General features: G+C 69.0%; 13 protein-coding genes. 4 read left to right on the top strand and 9 right to left on the bottom strand.

The window, feature by feature from the left end; genetic code table 11:
* Positions 1 to 5: 5 nt before the first annotated feature.
* From ACAM42_RS10205 to ACAM42_RS10195, 3 genes are all read right to left on the bottom strand, one after another.
* Positions 6 to 905: a dienelactone hydrolase family protein gene (locus tag ACAM42_RS10205; RefSeq protein WP_159277905.1), complete on the bottom strand. Its 900-nt coding sequence runs from the start codon at positions 903 to 905 to the stop codon at positions 6 to 8.
* Positions 906 to 1032: 127 nt separating this feature from the next.
* Positions 1033 to 1773 carry an aspartate/glutamate racemase family protein gene (locus ACAM42_RS10200; RefSeq protein ID WP_369631933.1) on the bottom strand — a complete coding sequence of 247 codons (741 nt, stop codon included), beginning with the start codon at positions 1771 to 1773 and terminating at the stop codon, positions 1033 to 1035.
* A 29-nt stretch (positions 1774 to 1802) separates the two neighbouring features.
* Positions 1803 to 2693, bottom strand: a complete 891-nt coding sequence (locus ACAM42_RS10195) for a transporter substrate-binding domain-containing protein (protein ID WP_062468917.1) — start codon at positions 2691 to 2693, stop codon at positions 1803 to 1805.
* Positions 2694 to 2894: 201 nt separating this feature from the next.
* On the opposite strand from ACAM42_RS10195, the gene ACAM42_RS10190 reads away from it, so the two are divergent.
* Entirely contained in the window at positions 2895 to 4121 is a 1227-nt protein-coding gene (locus ACAM42_RS10190) for a D-amino acid dehydrogenase (protein ID WP_369631932.1), read from the top strand.
* Here ACAM42_RS10190 and ACAM42_RS10185 read toward each other — a convergent pair.
* The 6 genes from ACAM42_RS10185 to polA all read right to left on the bottom strand — a co-directional run bounded on the left by ACAM42_RS10185 (position 4054) and on the right by polA (position 13411).
* Entirely contained in the window at positions 4054 to 5628 is a 1575-nt protein-coding gene (locus ACAM42_RS10185) for a PepSY domain-containing protein (RefSeq protein WP_369631931.1), read from the bottom strand. The two genes, ACAM42_RS10190 and ACAM42_RS10185, sit on opposite strands and share 68 nt — an antisense overlap.
* 17 nt (positions 5629 to 5645) lie before the next feature.
* Positions 5646 to 7811 (bottom strand): TonB-dependent receptor, encoded by a 2166-nt coding sequence (locus ACAM42_RS10180; RefSeq protein ID WP_369631930.1) that lies wholly within the window; start codon positions 7809 to 7811, stop codon positions 5646 to 5648.
* A 117-nt stretch (positions 7812 to 7928) separates the two neighbouring features.
* Positions 7929 to 8288: a hypothetical protein gene (locus ACAM42_RS10175; protein ID WP_095946820.1), complete on the bottom strand. Its 360-nt coding sequence runs from the start codon at positions 8286 to 8288 to the stop codon at positions 7929 to 7931.
* Positions 8289 to 8329: 41 nt separating this feature from the next.
* A complete protein-coding gene (locus ACAM42_RS10170) occupies positions 8330 to 9232 on the bottom strand; it encodes a LysR family transcriptional regulator (protein ID WP_062468929.1) in 903 nt (300 codons plus the stop codon).
* A 22-nt stretch (positions 9233 to 9254) separates the two neighbouring features.
* Complete coding sequence (locus ACAM42_RS10165) at positions 9255 to 10541, bottom strand: M20/M25/M40 family metallo-hydrolase (protein ID WP_095744265.1); 1287 nt, start codon at positions 10539 to 10541, stop codon at positions 9255 to 9257.
* A 53-nt stretch (positions 10542 to 10594) separates the two neighbouring features.
* A complete protein-coding gene (gene polA, locus ACAM42_RS10160; protein WP_369631929.1) occupies positions 10595 to 13411 on the bottom strand; it encodes a DNA polymerase I in 2817 nt (938 codons plus the stop codon).
* 97 nt (positions 13412 to 13508) lie between these two features.
* Here polA and ACAM42_RS10155 point away from each other — a divergent pair, with 97 nt between their 5' ends.
* From ACAM42_RS10155 to ACAM42_RS10145, 3 genes are all read left to right on the top strand, one after another.
* A complete protein-coding gene (locus ACAM42_RS10155; RefSeq protein ID WP_062468938.1) occupies positions 13509 to 13883 on the top strand; it encodes a hypothetical protein in 375 nt (124 codons plus the stop codon).
* 73 nt (positions 13884 to 13956) lie between these two features.
* Entirely contained in the window at positions 13957 to 15006 is a 1050-nt protein-coding gene (locus ACAM42_RS10150; protein WP_369631928.1) for a homoserine kinase, read from the top strand.
* 172 nt (positions 15007 to 15178) lie between these two features.
* Positions 15179 to 16009 carry a BPSS1780 family membrane protein gene (locus ACAM42_RS10145; protein ID WP_062468943.1) on the top strand — a complete coding sequence of 277 codons (831 nt, stop codon included), beginning with the start codon at positions 15179 to 15181 and terminating at the stop codon, positions 16007 to 16009.
* Positions 16010 to 16043: the final 34 nt, after the last annotated feature.

Raw genomic sequence — 16043 nt, 5'->3', positions numbered from 1 at the left:
TTCGGTCAGGCGACACCATTGGCTTTGAACCAGGCCGTGGCACGCTGCCAGCCGTCGTCCGCGGCGCTCTTGAGGTAGCTGGGGCGGTAGTCGGCGTGGAACGCGTGGCCTGCTTCGGGGTACACGACGAAGCTCGATGCCTTGGCCGCCGGAGTCCCACCGGCCAGAGCAGCTTTCATCTTATCAACCGTGTCAAGGGGGATGCCCTGGTCTTTTCCGCCGTACAGGCCGAGTACCGGCGCCTGCAGGCTGGCGGCGATGTCGACGGGATGCTTGGGCTGCAATTCGCTGGCCTGCCCGACCAGCCGGCCGTACCAGGCCACGCCGGCCTTGACCTTGCCGGTGGCCGCATACAGCCACACGATGCGCCCGCCCCAGCAGAAGCCGGTGATGCCGGCCTTGCTCGTGTCGCCGCCGTTGGCCTTGGCCCAGGCCAGGGCGCCGTCGAGGTCGGCCATGACCTGCGCGTCGGGCACCTTGGTGACGATGTCGGCCTGCAGCTTGGGAATGTCGGTGTAGCCGCGCGGATCGCCCTGGCGCGCATACAGCTCGGGCGCGATGGCCAGGTAGCCCAGTTCGGCGAAGCGGCGGCAGGTGTCGGCGATGTACTCGTGCACGCCGAAGATCTCCTGGATCACCAGCACCACGGGCAGCCCGGTCTTGCCGGCCGGCGCCGCGGCATAGGCGGGCACCCCGAAACCGTTGACGGTGTACTTGATGGGGCCGGCCTTCAGGCCGTCGGCCGGGGTGGTGATGGCCGTCTGCGCGGCCACCGGCAGCACGGCGGCGGCGTAGCCGACACCGAGGGCGGCCTTGAGCGCGGTGCGGCGCGTGGCCCCCTGCTCGGTGCTGTCGCCGGGGCGCAGCGAATCGAATTCGGAACGGTTGTCGTCGAAGGAGGTCATGCACGGGCTCCGGTTGAATCGTCTGACAAGGGGGTGTGGCGTAGAAAAACGCACGCCGCAATGTAGGCGAAATCGGTCCGGGCCGTGTGACCGGACCGTAAAGCAGCCGGACTGCCTCGGGCTGCGGTCAGGTGCCGTAGGCCCGCCGTGCCAGCGCCCCGGCCAGCACCTGGGCCGGGTCGACGAGGCGCAGCCCCGCCACCGCGGCCGAGCCCTGCAGGCCCAGCGGCACCTCGGTGCAGCCCATGATGATCGTGACCGGGCCGTGCCGTTCGGCCAGCCGCAGCGCGACCTCGGAGAAGCAGCGTTCGGCCAGCGGCAGGTTGCCGGCCTTCACGCCGTCGAAGATGCCGCGCATGATCGTCTGGCGCTCGTCGGCCGACGGCACATGGCAGCCCAGGCCGGCCTCGGCCAGTGCCTGCTCGTACAGCCGCACGCGGTAGGTGCCTTCGGTGGCCATCAGCGCCACCTCGCTCGCGCCCTGCGCAGCCAGGTGCTGCGCGGTCTCGCGCGCCATGTGCAGCAGCTCGACCTGCGGAAAGCGTTCCTGCAGGTTGGCGTGCCACGCATGCGCGGTGTTGCAGGCGATGGCCACGGCGCGGCTGCCCAGCGCGGCCAGCCGGCCCAACGCCTGCAGCATCGGTTCGAGCGGCTGGTGCGCGCCCTGCGCATCGGAGGCCAGTGCGCCGGTGCGGTCGGGCACCGGCACCTGCGCCAGCCAGTGCTCGGGAAAGGACTGGTCGCGCACCGGCTCGCCGCGCGCACGCATCTGCTGCGCGCAGGCCTGCACGAAGAGCCGGACGAAGTCGGCGCCCGCCGCGGGGCCCATGCCCCCGAGGATGCCGACGACCTGTGTGGCTGCGACCATGTCTTTTCTCTTTCGCTCTCTCTGTGCGATCAGGTCGCTGGCTTGTCGCTAAAGGCCTTCAGGTTTTCCTTCAGCTGGTCGCTCATCGGCAGGTTCAGCGGCACGTTCTTCGGCGGGATCGGCTGCATGAACCACTTGGTGTAGAGCTTCTCGAACTCGCCGCTCTTCATCATGGCGGTGAAGGTGTCGTCCACCAGCTTCTTGAAGGCCGGATCGTCCTTGGGCAGCATGCAGGCGTAGGGCTCGACCTGCAGCGACTCGCCCACCACTTCGTAGTCGGCCGGGTTCTTCGAGTTGGCGATGAGGCCGAACAGCAGGATGTCGTCCATGGCGAAGGCCACGGCGCGGTCGCTCTCGACCAGCAGGAACGCGTCGGCGTGGTCCTTGCCGAGCACGATGTTCATGTCGAGGTTCTTCTCGGTGTTGTACTTGCGCATGACCAGCGCGTTGGTGGTGCCGGTGGTGCTGGCCACGGTCTTCTTCGCCAGGTCGGCGTAGTCCTTGATCTTGGAGGACTTCTTCGTCAGCAGGCGCGTGCCCGTGTAGAAGTGGTTCACCGCAAAGGCCACGTCCTTGCCACGCGCGGTGTTGTTGGTGGTGGAGCCGCACTCCAGGTCGATGGTGCCGTTGGTGATCAGCGGGATGCGGTTCTGCGAGGTGACCGCCATCAGCGAGACCTGCAGGTTGGGCTTGTTCAACTTCTTCTTCACCGCCTCGACCACGGCGTTGGAGAGTTCCACCGAGAACCCGATCGGCTTGTTGGGGCCGTCCAGGTAGCTGAAGGGCACCGACGACTCGCGGTAGGCGAGCGAGATCTTGCCGGACTCGGCGATCTTGGCGAGCGTGTCGGCAGCCTGCGCGGCCGGTGCAGTGAAGAGGACCGCGGCAGCCAGGGACGCCATCAAAACGGAGAGTTTCATTCGAGCCTTCATCGGTTGGATTGAACAGACAGCCAGTGTAAGAAGGAGTGACACATCGGGACAATTCCAATTAACCCCGGGGTCATGCCCAAAGGTTATGGGCTGGGTTCTTTTGGCATTTCCGGGCACGGCGAGGGGCCTCTACAGTCGCACGCTGTCTCTTCTGTTCCCTTTCTTCTTCACTTCCGGAAAGTTGCCTCCATGCATGTGTGCGTGCTCGGCGCCGGCATCGTGGGCCTGGCGACCGCCTGGCAACTCGAGCGCCAGGGCCACCAGGTCACGGTGATCGACCGCGCGGCGCCCGGCGCGGGCGCCAGCGGCGGCAACGGCGCGCAGCTGAGCTACTCGTACGTGCAGCCGCTGGCCGATCCGTCGATCTGGACGCAGCTGCCCAAGCTGCTGTTCTCCCCCACTTCGCCGCTGAAGCTGCGCCCGCAGCTCGACCCGCTGCAATGGCGCTGGGGCCTGGCCTTCCTGGCCGCATGCAACGCCGCGACCTCGCGCGACACCACCGCGCAGCTGCTGGCGCTGGCCGCTGCGAGCCGCACCGGCTTCGAGGCCATGCAGGCCGACATCGCGCCCGACTGCGATTTCTCCGCCACCGGCAAACTGGTGCTCTATGCCAGCGCCGCCTCGCTGGCCGGTGCGCGCGCGCAGGTCGAACTGCAGCGCACCCTGGGCAGCGAGCAGCGCATCGTCACGCCCGACGAGTGCGTGGCCATCGAGCCCGCGCTCGCGGACTACCGCGGCCAGATGGCGGGTGCGGTCCACACGCCGAGCGAGTGCGCGGCCGACTGCCTCAAGGTGTGCGCCGAGCTGATGCGCGCACTGAGCGCGCGCGGCGTGCGCTTCATGCTCGGTGCAGACGTGCACGGCTTCGCGCGCAGCGAAGGTCGCGTGGCGGCGGTGCAGACCAGTGAAGGCGACATCGAAGCCGACGCCTTCGTGATGGCGCTGGGCTCGGCCTCACACAAGTTGGGTCGCGCGCTCGGCGCCTACCTGCCGGTGTATCCGCTCAAGGGCTACAGCATCACGGTCGACGTCGATCCCGCCCCCGGCGCGGCGCCGCGCGTGAACGTGACCGACAGCGCGCGCAAGGTCGTCTTCGCGCGCATCGGCTCGCGCCTGCGCGTGGCCGGCATGGCCGAGCTCGTGGGGCACGACGCAAGCATTCCGGCCACGCGCATCGAGACACTGGCCGACGCCACGCGCGCCGTGTTCCCGCGCGCCAGCCGGCTGGCCGAGCTGCATCCCTGGACCGGCATGCGCCCGGCCACGCCGAAGGGCCTGCCGATCATCGGGCGGCTGCCGCATGCGCCGTCGAACATGCTGTTCAACACCGGCCACGGCGCGCTGGGTTTCACGCTGGCCTTCGGCTCGGCGCAGCGGATCGCGCAGGCGCTGGACGCGGCCCCGCCGCACTCCTGAGCTTGCGGCCCAGGCGCCGCCAGCCGATCACCACGCCGGTCAGGCTCAGCAGCGCACCGCCCGCGCTGAGCGCGACCAGCAGCACGTCCCACAGCGGACGGTGCGCGAGCAGCGGCAGCCAGTCCCAGCTGTGCAGCATCGCGAACAGCCAGCGGCTCCACCGGCGCGTGCTGTCGCTGCGACCGAGCACGGCGCCGGTCTGCGGATCGACGTGGACCCAGGTGGCGTGCGCGTCGGCGAACACCACGCGCCAGACGGGCAGCGGCTTCTCGCTGCCGCCGGTCATGGTGTGCGCGTCGCGCGTGTAGTAGTGGCTGTCGTAGGCGGTGAGCACGTCGATGCGCGCGACCGGATCAGGCAGCAGTTGCGCGACGGCGGTGCGCAGCACCGCAGGGTCGATCTGTTGCGGCTGCGCGCTGACCGCATTGCGCACCAGCGGCCGGCCGCTGGCGGTGCTGGCCAGCACCAGCGTCTGCCCTGCCGCGCGCACCCAACGCAGTTCGCGGATGTCGCCACGCGTTGAAGCCAGCAATGCGGCGGGCGTCGCGTCGCCCATGCCTACAACGAGCGGCCCACCCTGCATCGCCGCCATGCGCAATGCCGGCGCCCCGCTGTCGAACACACGCCAGGGGTTCATCGACATCAGCCCGCTGAAGATCCACGTCAGCGTGACGAGCGCGAACAGCAGCCCGCTGATGTGATGCCAGCGCATCATGAAGCCCTGGTACGGCGAATGCGAGCCGCTCTTGTAGGTGCGCCGGAAGCGCCAGCGCATCACGCCCACCACCGTGCCCGTGAGCGTGACGGCGATGCCGACGATCGACAGCCAGTTGACGATGTCGGCCCAGTAGCGGTCCAGGCCCGTGCCGCGCAGCGGATACAGCCAGTGGATCCACGCGCCGGCGTAGTTCCACAGCCGCTCGGCGCGCGGCGCATCGCGCACCACCTCGCCGGTGCGGCCCGAGATGTACAGCCGCGTGGCCTGCGCATCGGCCAGGTCGACCACGTGCAGCGGGCGGTGCGCGTCGAGCCCGCGCGAATGGGTGAAGGCGTCTTCGTCGATGGTGCCCCGGTACTGGAGCACCACGGCCTCGCCCCCATAGGCCTGCGCACTCACGAGCGCGCGGGCGCGGTCGACCTGGCGCAGCACGGCGCCGGTGTGCGCATCGACGACGACCACGCCGCGCCCCGGCGGCGACCGGCGCGCGCCGGGTTCTACCGCGCTCGCCGGCACCGCGAGGTACACCGCCTGCCCGCCGCTGGCCACGGCCAGCCGCAGGTCCTGCAAGGGCCCCGCGATACCGGCCGCATCGAGCGCCTGCCGCGGGCCCAGCAAGGGTGCCTTCGCATCGAGCGGCGGCAGGTGCTGCAAACGCTCGGCCTCGGTGAGCTTGGGGTAGCCCACGTACATCATCACCACGCCCGAGACGAACCACATCGCGAAGAAGGCGCAGACGACCACGCCGAGCCAGCGGTGGACCAGGAACAACCAGCGTTTGGCATGCATGGCGGCGCTCCCTGGGTTCAGAAGCTCACGCGCACCGACACATCGGCCGTGCGCGGCGCGCCGAGGTAGGCGAAGCCGGCGCCGACGTTCGCGGCGTACACGCGGTCGGTCGCGTTGCGCACGCGCCCCACCAGCGTGACGTTGCGGTTCACCTGCCAGCTCAGCCCGAGGTCGAGCAGCGTGTAGCCGGGCCAGTGCATCGTGTTGGCCGCATCGGCGTACACCTTGCCCACATGCCGCACGCCCGCCGTGGCCTGCAGGCGCGGCGTGATGGCATACGACACCCAGAGGTTCGCGACCACCGCCGGCGTGTTGGTCGGCGTGCGGCCCGCGAGCGACACGCCGCCCTGGCGGAACTGCTCGTAGCGCGCATCGACGTACGTGAGGTTGCCCTGCAGCGACCACTGCGGCGTGGGCTGCAGCCCGAGCGCCAGCTCCACGCCCTTGGACGACTGCTCGCCGACGAGCACCGTGAGCGTGCTGTTGGCCGGGTCTTGCGTCGCGATGTTGGTGCGGCGGATGCTGTAGGCCGCGAGCGTGGCCGTGCCCTTGCCCTGCCAGAAGTCGAGCTTGGTGCCGACCTCGACCTGCCGGCCGGTGGTGAGCTCGCTGTTGTTGCGCACGTCGGCGAACGAGGCGGTCGAGAGCACGCCCGACGGCGGATCGGCCGCGGTGGCGTACTGCGCGTACAGGTTGGCACCGGGCGCGAAGTCCCACACCAGGCCGATGCGGCCGGTGGTGGGCTTGTAGCCACGATGGAAGGTGGCCGGGTTCGCCGCGTCCACGGTACGGCGGTTGACCAGTTCGAGGTCGATGCGCTCGTGGCGCAGCGCCGTCACGAGGTGCAGCGACGGCTGCAGCGCGGTGCGGTTCTCCAGATACAGCGCGGTGGTCCGCACCTTGTTGTCGCGGTCGGGCCGAAAGCCCGGCGTCATGCCCGGCACGTCGAAGAAGCGCTCGGTGGCGAAGACATACGGGTTCACCGTGCTCACGGTGCCGGGCAGGCTGTTGGGAAAGCGCGTCTGCCGATTCACGCTGAAGTCCAACCCGAAGGACCAGTCGCTCTTCAGCCTGCCGAGCTGCCCCCTGTAGAGGCCTTCGACGCGGTTGCCCCACACGTCCTGGTCGTGCCGCTGCAGCAAGGCGCCCGAACGGATGACGGCCGTGTTGCGTGCGTTGTAGCGGTAGTTCTCGACGTTGCGGTAGTCGCGCAGCGCGCCGTAGGCGTAGAAGGTGTTCTTGAACTGCAGCGCGTCGCTGGCCTGCCATTCGGTGACCGAGCGCAGCCACTGCACGCGCTGCGCGTAGAGGCCGTCGGCGCTGTTGTAGTTCTTGAAGCGCATGCCGCGGTCGATGCGCATCTCGCCGCCCGCCGGGTTCAGCACCGGCGTGCCCCAGTAGGGCCGCGTGACGTCTTCGTCCTGGTATTCGTAGGCCAGCGTGTGCTTCAGGCCGCCGCCGAAGTCCGACAGCAGCGAGGCCGCGAGCTGCGTCGACTTGCTCTTGGTGCCGTCGGTCCAGCCGTGGGCGTCACGGTGGTTCACGTCGATGCGCGCGTAGTGACTGCCTGCGCCGCCGTCGCCGGCGATGCGGCGGTTCAGGCCGAACGAAGCCTCCTTCAGGTTCTGCGTGCCCAGGCGCAGCTGCGCTTCGGCGAAGTCGCTGCGCTCGGGCGCCTTGGTGATGTAGTTGATCGAGCCGCCCAGCGCACCCGAGCCGAACAGGAAGCTCGACGGGCCGCCGATGGCCTCGACGCGGTCGTAGATCCAGCTGTCGACCGGGCGCGCCGCGATCGAATACTGCAGGTTGATGCCGTTGAACAGCTGCGCGATCGAGCTGCTGCCGAAGCCCCGGTAGCTCACGCCGACGTTGCCGGGCGCGTCGTGCGCGGTCACGCCGGGCACGGCGCGCAGCGCCTCCTGCGTGTTCTGCGCGCCGCGCGCATCGAGCACCGCGCGGTTCACCACCGTGACGGAGGCCGGCGTCTCGCGCGGCGTGAGGCCCAGGCGACTCGCGGTGTCGGCGGGCGTGTCGAGGTCGAGCCGGCCGTTGGGGCGCGGGGCGTCGTCGGCCACTTCGATCAAAGGCAGTGAAGACACGGTGGTCTGGGCTTGGACAGGCGCATGGACGGCGCCGAACAGGGCAAGCAGCCCCAGGGCGGGGGCACGGGAAAGGGTGGGCATGGCATCTCTCTTGCGACGACGCTGGCGAAAACAAAGGCGCACAGCGCCGGCCGCACTACGACCGGGAACGCACCGCGCGGCCCGTTCAGGCGGCGTCAGGTGCAGGAACGACGAAGCTCAGGAGAGATGCGTGGGCGGCCCGCGCGCCGGCAGCGGCGAGGCCGTGGCTGCCGCAAGGCGGGCAGCGGGAATCGATTGCAGCGCGCGGCCCAGCGGCAGCGGCGTGGGCAGCGTCACCTGCACGGTGGCAGGCGGCGGGCCGGAGACCATGCACAGCGGGCAGTCCATGGCCGCCATGCCGACTTCGGTGGCGCCGTCGTCGCCCTGCACGATGAGCTTGACGGTGCCCGCGGCGGAACACACGAGTTCCATCGCCTGCGGGTTCACGAGCGGCGACGCGCCCGCGACCAGCAGCGACGCCATGAACCACGCCAGCACCAGTCGGTGCATTGCGCAGAAGGTTCGAAGGGCGTGCATGGGCGCGGATTATGGCGCGAGGCGAATGCCCCGCATCTTTCTCAGGCGGTCTGCTCGATGGCTTCGCGCATGCAGCGCGTGATGCCGCGCACGGCCACCGAGTCGGGCCGGCCCGCGAAGCGCAGCGCGCGCACCGGCACCGGAATGTGCGGCTCCAGCGTCAGCACGTCGACCTTGGCGCGGTCGGCCGAGCGCGCCGTGCAGCCGTCGACCAACGCCACGCCCAGCCCGTGGTGCGCCATGGCCAGCGCCGCATGGTAGGTCTGCACCGTGACCACGGCCTGCTGGAAGCCCACGCCCGCCTGCCGGCAGGCCTGGCTCAGGCTGGTGCCGACCGGGTCGCGGCCGTCCAGGCCGATCACCGGGCGGTCGATGAGGTCGTGCAGCGCCACCGAGCCGTTGCGCACCAGCGCGCGCGGCAGCATGCCCTTGGGCGCGACGCACACCATGCGGCTGTCGGCCAGCGTCTCCTGCGTGAGCGAGGGATGCACCGCGGGGCTGAAGGCGAAGCCCACGTCGGCCTCCTGCAAGAGCAGCGCCGACATGATCTGCGGCGAGTGCAGCGACTCGACCGTGATCGCGTAGCCCGGATGCATCTCGCGGAAGGCCTTGAGCGCGCGCGGCAAAATTTCGTAGCTCAGTGCGAGCACGCTGAGGATGCGCAGCTCGCCCGTGTCGTTGCCCGCGCGCAGGTTCGCCGCCAGCCGCTGCACCTCGTCGAGCTGCGCAAACAGCCGCTCGATGTGCGGGTACAGCGTGAGCGCCTCGGTGGTCGGCGTGAGCCGCCCCTTGGCGCGCTGGAACAGCGGAAAGCCCAGTTGCAGCTCGGCATGCTGCAGCGTGCGGCTCACGGCCGGCTGCGTGATGTTGATCAGCCGCGCGGCCGCGCTCACGCTGCCCGCGAGCATGATCGCGTTGAAGACCTCGATGTGGCGCAGCCGCATGGCCGACAGCGGTCGGTGGCGGTCAGCGGACGGTGGTCTTGCCGGTGGCGATGTCCATCACCATGCGCACACCCAGATAGAGGCGCGGCTCGATCGAATCGATCAGCACGTACTCCGCGTCGGCCGTGTGCGCGCCGAAGCCCTGCAGGCCAAAGCGCTCGATGACCGGCGCCTTGGTCTTGAGCGAGGCGAACGCCGCGTCGGTGCCGCCACCGGCCGCCTTGTCGTCGGCGCCCAGCGGGCGGCCCAGCTCGTCCTTGTAGATCGCCTGCGCATGCTTGGCCAGCGCGCGCGACGCGTCGGTGGCCTCGAGCGGCGGACGGCGGCGTTCGAACTTCAGCTCGACCTTGGCCTCGGGCACCAGCTGCTTCTTCACGCGCTCGTTCACCTGCTGCTCGATGCGGTCGTAGTCGGCCACCTTGAGCACGCGCACGTCGGCGCCCGCCGTGGCGCTGGCCGGGATCACGTTGCGGTTGGTGCCCGACTTGGAGATGGTCCAGTTCATCTTCAGGCCCGTGGACGGGTCGGACAGGTCGCGCATCTGCAGGATCTGGTGCGACAGCTCGTACAGCGCATTCACGCCCAGCTCGGGCGCGGAGCCCGCGTGCGAGGCCTTGCCCGCCACGTTCAGCGTGACCGAGGCGATGCCCGCGGTGGCCAGCGAGAGCTTGTCGTCCTTGATGGAGGCGCCCTCGAACGACAGCACGGCGTCGTGCTCGCCGCCCAGCTTGGTGAGCAAGGCGCGCGAACCCGGCGAGCTGATTTCCTCGTCGCCGTTGATCAGCACGGTGAGCGTGCCGTAGTCCTTGAACTTCAGCGCCTGCAGCATCGACACCAGGTGCGTGATGACGGCCACGCCCTGCTTGTCGTCGGCAATGCCCAGGCCGTAGGCCTTGTCGCCGTCGACGCGGAACGGCTGCTTGTTGAGCATGCCCACGGTGTAGACCGTGTCCATGTGCGCGATGAGCATGATCTTCTTGGTGCCCGTGCCCTTGAAGGTGGCGCGCACCACGCGGCCGATCTTCTCGGGCGTGTCTTCCATGCGGTAGGCGTCGGCGCTCGGGTCGATCAGCTCGACCTCGCCGCCCAGCGCCTTGAACTTCGCGGCGATGAGGTCGGAGATTTTCTCGAGGCCTTCGATGTCGCGGCTGCCCGACTCGATGGAGACCAGCTCCTTCAGCGTCTCGAGCAGGGCGGGCTTTTCCTTGGCGGCGAGCGCGGCGATGCGGGCATCAGGGGCAGCTGAAGCGGTGCCGAGGAAGGCCGCGCAGACGGCGGCGAGCAGGAAGGTGCGGGGCTGGAGTTTCATGGGCGTGTTTCTTCTTTCTGTCGTTTGTCTCTTGGGGATCGTGCGAATGTGGATCAGTGGGCCTTGTCCCAGTTGGGACCGACGCCGATCTCGGCGAGCAGCGGCACCTTGAGCGCCGCCACGCCGGCCATCAGGCGCGGGATTTCGGTGCGCACCCATTCGACCTCGGCCTCGGGCACTTCGAACACCAGTTCGTCGTGCACCTGCATGATCATCCTGGTGGCGCGCTTCTCTTCGTCAAGCACGTTCTGTACCTTGACCATGCTGAGCTTGATGAGGTCGGCCGCCGTGCCCTGCATCGGCGCATTGATGGCCTGGCGCTCGGCCGCCTTCTTGCGGGGGCCGTTGCCGCCGTTGATCTCGCTCAGGTAGAGGCGCCGGCCGAACACGGTCTCGACATAGCCCTTGTCGCGCGCGAACTCCACGATCTGGTCCATGTAGGTCTTCACGCCCGGGTAGCGCGCAAAGTAGCGATCGATGTACGAGGCCGCGGCCTTGGTCTCGATGCCCAGGTTCTTCGCCAGGCCGAAGCTGCTCATGCCGTAGATGAGCCCGAAGTTGATGACCTTGGCGTAGCGGCGCTGCTCACTCGACACCTGGTCGGGCGTGGTGCCGAACACCTCGGCGGCCGTGGCACGGTGCACGTCGACGCCGTCGGTGAAGGCACGCAGCAGCGACTCGTCGCCGCTGATGTGGGCCATGATGCGCAGCTCGATCTGCGAGTAGTCGGCGCTGGCGATCACGCTGCCCGCCGGCGCCACGAAGGCCTCGCGCACGCGCCGGCCTTCGGGCGTGCGGATCGGGATGTTCTGCAGGTTCGGGTCGTTGCTGCTCAGGCGGCCCGTGACGGCCACCGCCTGCGCGTAGTGCGTGTGCACGCGGCCGGTGCGCGGGTTGGCCAGCTGGCCCAGCTTGTCGGTGTAGGTGCCCTTGAGCTTCGAGAGGCCGCGGTGCTCGAGGATCTTGGCGGGCAGCGGATAGTCTTCGGCCAGCTTCTCCAGCACTTCTTCGTCGGTGCTGGGCGCGCCGCTCGGCGTCTTCTTGACCACGGGCAGGCCCAGCTTGGTGAAGAAGATCTCGCCGATCTGCTTGGGCGAACCCAGGTTGAAGGGCTGGCCCGCGATGTCGTAGGCCTCCTGCTCCAGCGCCATGATGCGCGTGCCCAGGTCGTGGCTCTGCGCGGCCAGCGTGGGCGCGTCGATCAGCACGCCGTTGCGTTCGATGCGGTACAGCGCCTCGCTCGAATCCATTTCGAGCTGGTAGATGTAGGCCAGCTTTTCTTCCTTCTGCAGCAGGGGCCAGAGCGTGCGATGCACGTCGAGCGTCTGGTCGCTGTCCTCGCACGAGTATTCGGCGGCCTTGGCGATGTCGACCTGGCTGAACGAGATCTGGTGCGCGCCCTTGCCGCACAGGTCTTCATAGGAAATGCCGCTGCGCCCCAGATGGCGCTCGGCCAGGGACGACAGGCCGTGCGGCTTGTTCACTTCGAGCACGTAGCTTTGCAGCATGGTGTCGTGCGCGTAGCCCTGCACCTCGATGCCGTGGTTGGCGAACACGTGGCGGTCGTACTTGATGTGCTGGCCGAGCTTTTTCTTGTCGGCGTTCTCGAGCCAGGGCTTGAGCCTGGCGAGCACCTCGTCGATGGGCAGCTGCGCGGGCGCGTCGGGGTAGTTGTGCGTGAGCGGAATGTAGGCCGCTTCGCCCGGCGTGACGCTGAAGCTGATGCCCACGATCTGCGCGACCATTTCGTCGAGCGAGGTGGTCTCGGTGTCGATGGCCGTGAGTTCGGCGGCCTCGAGTTTGGCGAGCCAGGCGTCGAACTGCGCCCATTCCATGATGGTGTCGTACTTGAGGTTGCTCGCGGGCGCGGCGGCCTCTTGCGCGTCCAGCTCGGAAGGCTCGTCGAACAGGCCGCCCTGGTCGCGGTCGGCCTTCGAAGCGGCCTTCTTCTTGGCGTTCTCTTCGATCAGCTCAGGCGGCACCTCTTGGGCTTCGAGCGACTTCACCAGGCTCTTGAAACCGAACTTCTCGTAGAAGGGCTTCAGCTCGGCCGTCTGCGGCGCGCCGACGGGCAGGCCTTCGAGCGAGGGCAGGCCTTCGACAAAGCCGTTCAGGTCGCAGTCGGTGCGGATGGTGACGAGGCGCTTGCTCAGCGGCAGCTTGTCGAGCGCCTGGCGCAGGTTCTCGCCGGCGGCGCCCTTCACTTCGGCGGCGCGTTCGACCAGTGCATCGAGCGAGCCGTATTCGAGCAGCCATTTGGCGGCGGTCTTGGGACCGACCTTGGGCACGCCGGGCACGTTGTCGACCGTGTCGCCGATGAGCGTCTGGTAGTCGACCATGAGATTGGGCGGCACGCCGAACTCGGCCGTCACGCCGGCGATGTCGCGCTTCTTGCCGTTCATCGTGTCGATGATGGTGATGTGCTCATCGACCAGCTGGCTCAGGTCCTTGTCGCCGCTGGACACGATCACCTCGACGCCCTGCGCGGCCGCCACCTTGGCGAGCGTGCCGATCACGTCGTCGGCCTCGACGTCGGGCACCGTGAGCACCGGCCAACCCAGCAGCTTGACCACTTCGTGGATGGGGTCGATCTGGCTGCGCAGGTCGTCGGGCATCGGCGAGCGGTTGGCCTTGTACTCGGGGTACCAGTCGTCGCGGAAGGTCTTGCCGGGGGCGTCGAAGATGCAGGCCGCGTAGTCGGCGCGCACCTCGCGGCGCAGCGCGGTCATCATGTTGATCATGCCCCGGATCGCCCCGGTGGCCGGGCTCTTGGGGTCGCCGGGCACGGCGCGCAGATCGGGCATCGCGTGGAAGGCCCGGTACAGGTAGCTCGAGCCATCGACGAGCAGCAGCGTTTTCTTGTCGGTCATCGGGGCATTTTGCCGTGCCCGGACCGGCGTCCGGAACGACGCCAGGGTCGGCTGGCGGCCGACACGCCGCCAGCGGGTGCACGCCTACAATCTGTGCATGCCTAGCTCCCCACTCCTGGTCGCCCGCCGCATCCTGCTGGCGCTGGCTTTCGCCACCCCCGTTGCCGCCCTCGCGCAGGCGCCGGCCGCGCCCGCCGCCAAGCCGGCCCCGGCGGAACCGCTACAAAATCAGGAGCAGGCCGACGGCCGGCGCAACCAGAAGGTCGAGCACATCCACACGGAAGACAGCGGCGCCTCGGTCGACGAGGTGCGCTACGGCGGCCGCACGCAGAGCATCAACGTCAAGCCCAAGTCGAACATGCCCGGTTACGAAGTGCTGCCCAACGACGGCGGCAGCGCCCGCCCCGGCACGACCGGCGACGCGAACAGCGGCGGCAACGGCCCGCGTGTCTGGAACGTGCTGAAGTTCTGACCGTGACGCTGTCGTTCTCCTTCCCGGCAACCCTCTTTTCTCCCGCAGCCGCCGTCCGGCGCTGAGCATCGCCATGGCAGTTTTTACCGAAGTCCAGTTCGGCGAGGCAGACGCGCTCGTCCAGCGCCTTGGCATGGGCGCCCTGCGCGAGCTGCGCGGCATCGAGGGCGGCATCGAGAACACCAACTACTTCGCCACCACCGAGTCGGGCGAATTCGTGCTGACGCTGTTCGAGCGCCTGAGCGCCGAGCAGCTGCCGTACTACCTTTGCCTCACGAAGCACCTGGCCGGTGCCGGCCTGCCGGTGCCCGCGCCCGTGGCCGATCCGGCCGTGGCGCCGCCGACCGGCCATGCGCTGTCGATCCCCGCGCAGGCGCCCTGCGAGCTGCTGCACCGCGTGGCCGGCAAGCCGGCGGCGCTGGTGCAGAAGCTTTCGGGCCGCAGCGAGCTGGCCCCCACCGCCGCCCACTGCGGCGAACTGGGCGCCATGCTGGCCCGCATGCACCTGGCCGGGCGCGACTACCCGCGCATCCAGCCCAACCTGCGCGGCCTGCCCTGGTGGAACGAAACCGCCCCGGTGGTTCTGCCCTACATGGACGAGGCGCAGGCTGCGCTGCTGCGCGCCGAGCTGGCCTACCAGAACCATGTCGCCGAATCGTCGGCCTACGCGGCGCTGCCGCGCGGCCCGGTGCATGCCGACATGTTCCGCGACAACGTGATGTTCGCGACCGGCGGCGAGCCCGATGCGCCGCCGCGCCTCACGGGCGTGTTCGACTTCTACTTCGCCGGCACCGACACCTGGCTGTTCGACCTGGCCGTGTGCCTGAACGACTGGGCCATCGACCTGGCCAGCGGCCGGCACGACGCCGCCCGCGCCGATGCCCTGCTCGCCGCGTATGAAAGCGTGCGCAGGCTGAACGCCTCAGAGCGCGCCCTGCTGCCCGCGATGCTGCGCGCCGCCGCGCTGCGCTTCTGGATCTCGCGCCTGTGGGACTTCCACCTGCCGCGCGAGGCCAGCATGCTCAAGCCCCACGACCCGACGCACTTCGAGCGCGTGCTGCGCGAGCGCGCCACCCACCCGCACGCCATCGCCCACGTCTTAGAGCCGGCGCTGGCAGCCTAAAGAAGGTGTGACCGAACCCGCCATGCCCGCTCATCCCGCCCAGACACACCCACTCTGCGTTGCAAATGCTCGCCATAGCCCAAGCTATGGCTGCGCTTTGCGCCTTGATTGGGCGCGTCTGGGCGGCCTGCTCGGCCACGCCGGATTCATTCACACCTTCTGACCCCCCCACATGAAACTCCACCTCGTGCCGGCGCGCACCGGCTTCGACTGGGTCCGCCTCGGACTCAAGACCTTCTGGCGCCAGCCGTTGGCCTTCATCTCGCTGTTCTTCCTGCTGATGGCGATGATCTCGACGGTGTCGATGCTGCCGCTGCTCGGCAGCGTGCTCGCGCCGATCCTGTTGCCCTTCATGACGCTCGGCCTGATGGTCGCGACCTCGGTGGCAGCAACCGACAACGCCGATGGCCTGGGCAACGCGGGCGACCTGGGCCGCCCCACGGGCTCGGCCATGTTCATCGCGGTGTTCGACGCCATGCGCACCGAATGGCGCTCGCTGGTCGTGCTGGGCGTGATCTCGGCCGTGTACTTCGTGCTGGCCGTCACCCTGACGGCGCTGGTCGACGGCGGCCAGCTCATGCGCGCCTACCTGTTCGACGAAGCGGTGACGCCCGAGGTCATGAAGAGCAGCGAGTTCCTCACGGCGCGCACGCTGCTGATGTGCCTGAACCTGCCGCTGTCGCTGGCCATGTGGCATGCGCCGGCGCTGGTGCACTGGCACCGCGTGGAGCCGGTGAAGAGCGTCTTCTTCAGCATCGTCGCGCTCTTCCGCAACTTCGGCGCCTACGCGCTGTTCGGCCTGGCGTGGTTCGGCGTGTTCATGCTCGCGGGCATCGCCATCGGCCTGCTCGCCACCGTGCTGATCGGCGTCGGCGCCATGGGCTCCGACGGCGCAGCCCTGGCGATCGGCAACATCCTGATGATCGGCACCGCGCTGGTGCTGGCGGCCATGTCGCTGGCCTCGACCTGGTTCACGTTCCGGGACAGCTTCGACGCGAACTGAGCGGGCATCGCCCGCTGCCCTTTCGGGCAAGCGG

Source organism: Variovorax sp. V35, assembly GCF_041154465.1.
GTDB lineage: Bacteria > Pseudomonadota > Gammaproteobacteria > Burkholderiales > Burkholderiaceae_C > Variovorax > Variovorax boronicumulans.
This window is presented reverse-complemented; position numbering and strand designations above follow the sequence as displayed.